Here is a 2,379-nt window from a genome sequence, read left to right on the forward strand (position 1 = left end):
GGTGAAGCGCGACGTGCAAAGTCGCATTTGATGAGTAGAGAGCCGTCTCTCTCTGAGGTACTTCTCCTCAGTCCTCGTGTAAAAGACTCAATCCGAGTCCGGTCACAACGAAAGTAAGCAAAAAAATCGTTGGAGTGCAGACCACACAAGCATCTAAGCTGATAGCCTAAATCGGTAGTGTATGCAAGAGGAAGAAAAGGAAGGGTTAACGATAAGTAAACGACTAATCTAGCTCCGTGATATCCGAAAAGGTGAAATAAGGCTGGAACACCTTAACCAAAAGGTAAATAGCTGATTACTAGAAGTTTCGCTGTCTAGTAAAGAAGTTCAAAAAGCTATCGGAGTATGAGTCGAACCCTAACCTTTTTCGCAGGTCATCAAAAGCGAAACACGGTAAGCCCAATAGACTCTCTCTTAAGGTCGAAACAAGAGAGTAAGCCAAGAGTAATCACAGCCGAATTGTTTAGGGGGTAAAGGAAGTCAGAGAAAGCGAACGCCCTGTGTAATGCAGAGGATAAGGGTTGAGGAATACCCCAACATCACACCGCCTGAAAATGGTAGCCCACTTCTGACAGGTCTTAAACGATAAACAGGATTCAAAGAAACTAAACGGAGATTGAAAGATGGAAACCGCTATGGTTATCGGAGACTCTGGACAACTTAACGACTGGTCACAGATTGACTGGAAATCGATCGTCAAGAATGTTAAGAATCTGAGGAAACGGATTTATCGTGCTACACAGAACGGTCAGTGGAATCAGGTCAGAAGCCTTACAAAACTGATGTTAAGAAGCTTCGACAATCTAATTTTGTCAGTGCGTAAAGTTACCCAACTGAATCAAGGAAAACGAACAGCAGGTGTGGACAGGGAGGTAGCATTAACACCTGAGCAACGGGTAAAACTCATCCGAGAAATGGGACAGTACACACTATGGAAGGTTAAACCCACCAAAAGAGTATACATACCAAAAGCCAATGGGAAGCAAAGACCATTAGGCATCCCCACCATCAAGGATAGAGTAGCACAAGCCATAGTTAAGAATGCTCTAGAACCAATCTGGGAAGCTCTTTTCGAGGCAAACAGTTATGGATTCAGAGTCGGAAGAAGTTGCCACGATGCCATTGAGCAGTGTTTTTTACGCCTACAAGGTAATAGAGACACATGGGTTCTGGATGCCGACCTATCAGGATTCTTCGACAATATCACTCATGAAACCATCCTAAATTCCATAGGGAATTTCCCCGCCCGCAGCCTAATCAAACAATGGTTAAAAGCAGGATACATAGACAAGGGAAAACTTCATGAAACACCAAGCGGAACGCCACAAGGAGGCATTATTAGCCCCCTCCTGGCAAATATCGGCTTACACGGTCTGGAAAACTTCTTGAGCCAATTCAAGAAGGTCAAAGGCTCATACAAATCCGATAGATATGGTTTCGTCCGATACGCAGACGACTTCATCGTTACCGCTACCTGTCAAGAAGACATAGAAAGAGTCCGACCTGAAATCGAACAATGGCTATCCAACAAAGGGTTACAACTAAATAGAGAGAAAACCCGAATCGTACACATCAGTGAAGGATTCAATTTTCTTGGGTTTAATCTCAGACAATACAATGGCAAACTACTGATAAAACCGCAAAAAGAGAAAGCCCTGAAATTCCTTAAGGAAATCAGGGAATGGCTCAAAAAAAATAAAACGGTAGAACAGAAAATTGTCATTGAACAATTAAACCCCAAACTTCGAGGCTTTGGAAACTACTATCGCCACGCCGTCAGCAAAGAAGTGTTTAGCTACATCAGTTCTGAGGTATGGTATTCACTTTGGCGATGGGCAAAACGGCGACACCCAAACAAGAGCAAACGGTGGATTGCCAACCGATACTTTAAAATTAGAGGCAAAGGGTGGGAATTTACCTGTCATGTCAAGAACAGAAAAGGTAAAAACAAAGAAATTAGCCTATTTAACATAGCTAAAATACCCATCGAACGCCACATAAAGGTAAAAGGAACAGCATCCCCTGACGACCCCAACCTAACAAAATATTGGGCTAAAAGAGCCACAAAATCTGGGAAAACCATCTGGGAAAAAGGGTCGAAGTATTACCAAATCGCCCAAAATCAAGGATGGAAATGCCCTATCTGTAGCGAACATCTTAGCAATGGTGAAGCTATCGAAACACATCACATAGTACCAATGACAAAAGGAGGCTCGGATGACATCGACAATCTCCAGCACCTACACAAAATCTGTCATAAAGCGGTACACAGTGGTAAACGTACTGTGAAGGCAGAGGCTTGAGCCGGATGATGCGACAAGTGTCAAGTCCGGTTCTTAGGGGAGGGAGATACGGCGACGTATGCTCTCTTACCCGACA

1 protein-coding gene is annotated in these 2,379 nt (G+C 43.6%); it reads left to right on the forward strand.

All coding sequences use genetic code 11. The features are described 5' to 3' along the window. Positions 1 to 623 precede the first annotated feature (623 nt). On the forward strand, positions 624 to 2,303 hold the full coding sequence (gene ltrA / locus JGK16_RS32525; protein WP_293203597.1) for a group II intron reverse transcriptase/maturase: 1,680 nt from the start codon (positions 624 to 626) through the stop codon (positions 2,301 to 2,303). Positions 2,304 to 2,379 lie beyond the last annotated feature (76 nt).

The organism is Microcoleus sp. PH2017_09_SFU_O_A (genome assembly GCF_020738625.1).
In the GTDB taxonomy this organism is placed as follows: Bacteria; Cyanobacteriota; Cyanobacteriia; order Cyanobacteriales; family Microcoleaceae; genus Microcoleus.

Coding starts and splice junctions, on each gene's coding strand:
- ltrA (WP_293203597.1), top strand. CDS start 624: ATGGAAACCGCTATGGTTATCGGAGACTCTGGACAACTTAACGACTGG.